Here is a 4,706-nt window from a genome sequence, read left to right as displayed (position 1 = left end):
CTCACTTGTTGTAAGACTTGCCCTCGCTTGATTTCGTTATTGATTGTTTGAGGAGCTCTTCCAAGTAGGCGAGCAATTTCTCGATTGGATTTTCCTTCTTTGTTCCATCGTTCAATGTAGCGACGATCATTAATTGTCAAATGTTTTCCTTTTGTTGTATAATTGTTTTGCATCTCTGTGCCCTTCCTTTTGTTTGTGGTGAACAACAAGTATAGCACGGAGGTGTTTTCTTATACCTTACAAAAGGATTTCATTTGACAACAGGGACTTTTGAAGCTGTTTTGAGGGCTAAACCAAGGCTATCATTAGCCTTGGCCAATTAGCCTAACAGCTCCAAACCTATTATCAAATGAAATCAGACAACTCATCAGAATGAGTTGTAGTACTTATCTAGCAGATAGGATGGGTGGCTAACTTCATTTTAAAATTTTTGTCTTTTATATCTTGACATTTAAAAAGGCATTCTTGTCCCCAAAATGTTTACCTTGTCCCATATGTTTGTTATAATATTTTAAGGAGGATAGAGAAATGAAAAAAAAACAAGTGTTAAACCTTATTAGATATTTTACTGAGGGTAACGCTTCTGGGTTTCGAACTGAAGCCTATGAGATAGCTAAAGCATTCGATAAAGCTGGAGATCACCAATTAGCGGAATACATTATAGCTATGCTTTCAGAAAACAATACATTTATTCCGCAAGTAAGCGAAGATAAATTTGAATCGCTAAGAAAAATTCAGTTGACAAATTTTAGTCCATTACCACTTCCAGAAGCAATATCTTCAGATATTATTGGAGTAGTAAATGCCGTTCGACGAAATATTGGCGTAGACAAATTTCTGTTTGAAGGTGCGCCCGGAACAGGGAAGACAGAGACAGTAAAGCAGATTGCTCGCTTACTACAAAGAGAGCTATATGTTGTGGACTTTGAAACTATTATTGATAGTAAATTAGGTCAAACTGCCAAAAATATAGCTAATTTATTTAAAGAGATTAATAGTTTTACACATCCTGAACAAACACTTATTTTGTTTGATGAAATTGATGCTATAGCATTAAACAGATTAGATAATAATGACCTAAGAGAGATGGGGCGTGCAACTACAGCAATATTAAAAGGGATGGATGCGTTACGAGATGGAATTGTTTTGATTGCAACTACTAATTTATTTAATGCCTTTGATAAAGCTCTAATTCGTCGATTTGATGCTGTTATTAACTTTAACAGGTATAATCAAGAAGATTTGTTAGTGATTGCGGAATCTATGATGTCTACCATTTTGAACGATTCGAAACATTCAGGTAAAAATGTGAGGCTTTTTAAAAAGATAGTTACGCTTAGTTCCCCTATTCCATACCCTGGAGAGCTTAAGAATATCTTGAAAAGTGCAGTCGCGTTCAGCAGCTTAACAGATAAGTTCGACTATTTACGACGATTATTTTCAATTTTTTACCAACCAGTTGAAAACACAACTTTAAAAGAATTGAAAGAATTAGGATTTACGGTAAGAGAAATTGAAATTTTGACAGGAATATCTAAAAGTCAAACAGCTAGAGAATTAAAGGAGAATTGATATAGATGAATGAGCTTTTACAATTAAAGGGGCGTTTTGAGCAACGATCAAATAGTAGTAAACCAGGAGCGCCTAAGCTCTTATCCAATAAAGTTGTGACGATTAATGAATTAATTGAATTAAGAAATCAACTAGATTCACTAAGACAATATTGGGAAACTGTTACCTATTTTGAAGGGGCGTTTATAACAATTATTTATAAAGACATAGTAGCTAAGAGTCGGCGAGCAAAAGAGCTATTGAAGAAGAATAGCCGCACTATTCCAAATGATTTAATTGTTGGCGCTCGATATATAGAAGGTGACAAGATACGACATGCCATTACTTACTATGTTGACAACAATACTATTATCGAAACAATAAATAAATTAGATTTAGCAATAGAAATACTTAATGAAGAATTTTCTGGCAAGATTACTACAGAAATAGTTGATGCAATAAATGCTAAGTTGCATCCATACAGAAGTTCTAAGTTATCGAAAACTACATTTCTACAAGTTATTGTTGATGTTAGTTCTATTAAAGAGTTCACCGTTCCCGAAACAAATATTGATTCAGGACAGTTATCAATTGTTAGTGTGTTTAAAACAGAGTTGCAAACGTCTGAACTACTTCGTAGATTAGGATTAGATATTTCTATTAGTAGAGTAATAGATGATTCAACCATTTTATTAACTCCGGATGAGATTACCTTAATAATGGAAAAAGCGCCTTACCTCATATCCATGGCAACCGTGGACTTATCTCAGTTAGATATTCTGGATTTTGATGAGGTAAATTCGAGTCAAATGTTATCAATTCCAGATCCTTCCAACGAACCTATTGTCGGTGTTATTGATACTTTATTTGATGAGAGAGTTTATTTTTCTAGATGGGTTAAATATGAAGATAGAATTGATAGCCAAATTGAAAAAACGCCTAGTGACTACGAGCACGGGACTGGTGTCTCATCTATAATTGTTGATGGAGCCTCTATTAATCCTGACCTTAATGACAATTGTGGACGTTTCAGAGTTAAACATTTTGGTGTTGCTACAAGCAAGCAATTTAGTTCCTTCACTATTATGAAACACATAAAAGAGATAGTTGCCGAAAATCGAGAAATTAAAGTTTGGAATTTGTCCCTTGGTTCTGCACTTGAAATTCATAAAGATTTCATCTCCCCCGAGGCGGCTATATTGGACAAAATTCAATATGATTATGATGTCATATTTGTTGTTTCTGGAACAAATAAACCATTAGATTCGGATAATCCTATGTTAATTGGAGCGCCGGCAGACTCTATAAATTCACTTATCGTTAATGCAGTCAATAAAGAAAATGCGCCTGCTTCATATTCCAGAATAGGTAAAGTTTTATCTTTCTTTAACAAACCGGATGTTAGTTATTATGGTGGAGATGGTAGAGATAGAATTAAGGTCTGTTTCCCGCTAGGGGAAGGTTTTGTTAAGGGAACCTCATTTGCTACACCTTGGATTACGAGGAAAATTGCATATCTAATTCATAAAGTGGGATTAAGCAGGGAAGTAGCCAAAGCATTAGTAATTGACTCAGCTATATCTTGGAGCCAAAATATAGCACCTTCAAATATTATAGGTTACGGAGTAGTTCCTCAAGATATTAATGATGTAATAAACTCGAAAGATGATGAGATAAAATTCATTTTATTTGGAGAATCTCTTAAGTATGATACATATAATCATCAATTACCAGTTCCTATTGTAAATGGGCAACATCCTTTTGTTGCTAAAGCGACACTGTGTTATTTCCCAAAATGTTCCAGAAACCAGGGGGTTGATTATACTAATACAGAATTAGATATTTATTTTGGAAGAATGCTACCTAATGGTAAAGGTATCAAAACTATAAATGATAATAAGCAAAGTGATAATGTGGCTCTCCATGAAGAAGATGCTCGGGAACAATATAGAAAATGGGATAATGTAAAATCAATTATAGAATATATTAAACCACGCGGACGTGCTAAGAAAGCCTATGATAATGGTTTGTGGGGATTCAGCCTTAAGACTAAGGAAAGGTTAAACGCTGGAGATGGGCATAGATTACATTTTGGCATAGTTATTACTCTTAAGGAAATCAACGGAGTAAACAGGATTGATGACTTTATAAGTCAATGTTCGATGCGTGGCTGGTTAGTGCAAAGAATCGATGTGGAAGAACTGATTCAAGTTCACAGTATTGCTGAAGAAGAAATTAGTTTTGATGAGTAACGGTAGCCAAGAGAGCTCATTTATATTTGATAAATGTTGTATGGTCTTTGTTTTATTCTGTTAGAAATTAAGAAAAAAATTAAATTATTAAGAAAGATTGGATAGTAAATGGAAAGTTTTACAATTGAGTTTGAAGCCGATTCGGAAGGCTACTTTACTTATGAGTGCCCATTTTGCGAAGAACAGTTTAAGCTATTAGCTTTCGAAGTACAAGATGAAGATTTTGAACTCGAGGAATTATTTTGTCCGTATTGCGGATTAGTTGATGATGCTGATAAGTTCTATTCAAAAGAAATATTAGCCTATATTCAAAATCTCTCTGAAAAATGGATGATTAACACTATAAATAAGAGTTTGGGTTCAATCAAAAGTTCAAAGAATTTTAAGGTTGATTTCAAGAAGATAAAACATAACTCCATTGCTAAGCCATCTGAAATAGACTCCGTTGAAGAAGTATTTACTTGTGGGATGTGCGAAAAACATGAAAAAGTTTTATTTAGTGCAGGTGCTTCAAAAGTTTTCTGTGCTTACTGTGGAGGTGATTTATGATGGAAGAATTACAAAAATATAGGAAAATCAGTCTAGATTTTAGAAGAAATTCATCAAATATGTTGAACACAAAGTATAATGATGGCTTGCTATATCTTGTCAGATTTAAAGAATTTATTGATAAGAGCGATATTATACGTCAAATTTTAGAAGACTTATGGATTGATTTACCACAAGACTTTAACGAGAGGCTCATATCGGAAGACAGTAATTCAGGATGGTGCTATTTTATACTCATTTAAAATCAAAAGTTGAAAAATAATGGATGCTTAGTTTTGAAATACAACAATATAAAACCACTACGTATCTAGAAAGGACCTTGTCCATTCTCTATTCACAATGGATTTTAAGGTT

Annotated in this window: 5 protein-coding genes; 4 read left to right on the top strand and 1 reads right to left on the bottom strand. The window is 33.7% G+C overall.

The genetic code is table 11. From position 1 onward, the window contains the following. The coding region (locus HZY94_RS02225; protein ID WP_179924846.1) for a helix-turn-helix domain-containing protein at positions 1 to 173 on the bottom strand (173 nt) is incomplete at its 3' end. Between the two features lie 355 nt (positions 174 to 528). Here HZY94_RS02225 and HZY94_RS02220 point away from each other — a divergent pair. The 4 genes from HZY94_RS02220 to HZY94_RS02205 all read left to right on the top strand — a co-directional run bounded on the left by HZY94_RS02220 (position 529) and on the right by HZY94_RS02205 (position 4,594). Beyond that, positions 529 to 1,572: an ATP-binding protein gene (locus HZY94_RS02220; protein ID WP_179924845.1), complete on the top strand. Its 1,044-nt coding sequence runs from the start codon at positions 529 to 531 to the stop codon at positions 1,570 to 1,572. Positions 1,573 to 1,577: 5 nt separating this feature from the next. Then, positions 1,578 to 3,803, top strand: coding sequence for a S8 family peptidase (locus tag HZY94_RS02215; protein WP_179924844.1), 2,226 nt, complete (start codon positions 1,578 to 1,580; stop codon positions 3,801 to 3,803). A gap of 108 nt (positions 3,804 to 3,911) precedes the next feature. Beyond that, on the top strand, positions 3,912 to 4,352 hold the full coding sequence (locus HZY94_RS02210) for a hypothetical protein (RefSeq protein WP_179924843.1): 441 nt from the start codon (positions 3,912 to 3,914) through the stop codon (positions 4,350 to 4,352). Beyond that, positions 4,349 to 4,594, top strand: coding sequence for a hypothetical protein (locus HZY94_RS02205; RefSeq protein WP_228064534.1), 246 nt, complete (start codon positions 4,349 to 4,351; stop codon positions 4,592 to 4,594). The genes HZY94_RS02210 and HZY94_RS02205 overlap by 4 nt, the downstream gene beginning before the upstream one ends. The last annotated feature ends 112 nt before the right edge of the window (positions 4,595 to 4,706 follow it).

The organism is Streptococcus danieliae (assembly GCF_013415245.1).
Classification (GTDB): domain Bacteria; phylum Bacillota; class Bacilli; order Lactobacillales; family Streptococcaceae; genus Streptococcus; species Streptococcus danieliae_A.
This window is presented reverse-complemented; position numbering and strand designations above follow the sequence as displayed.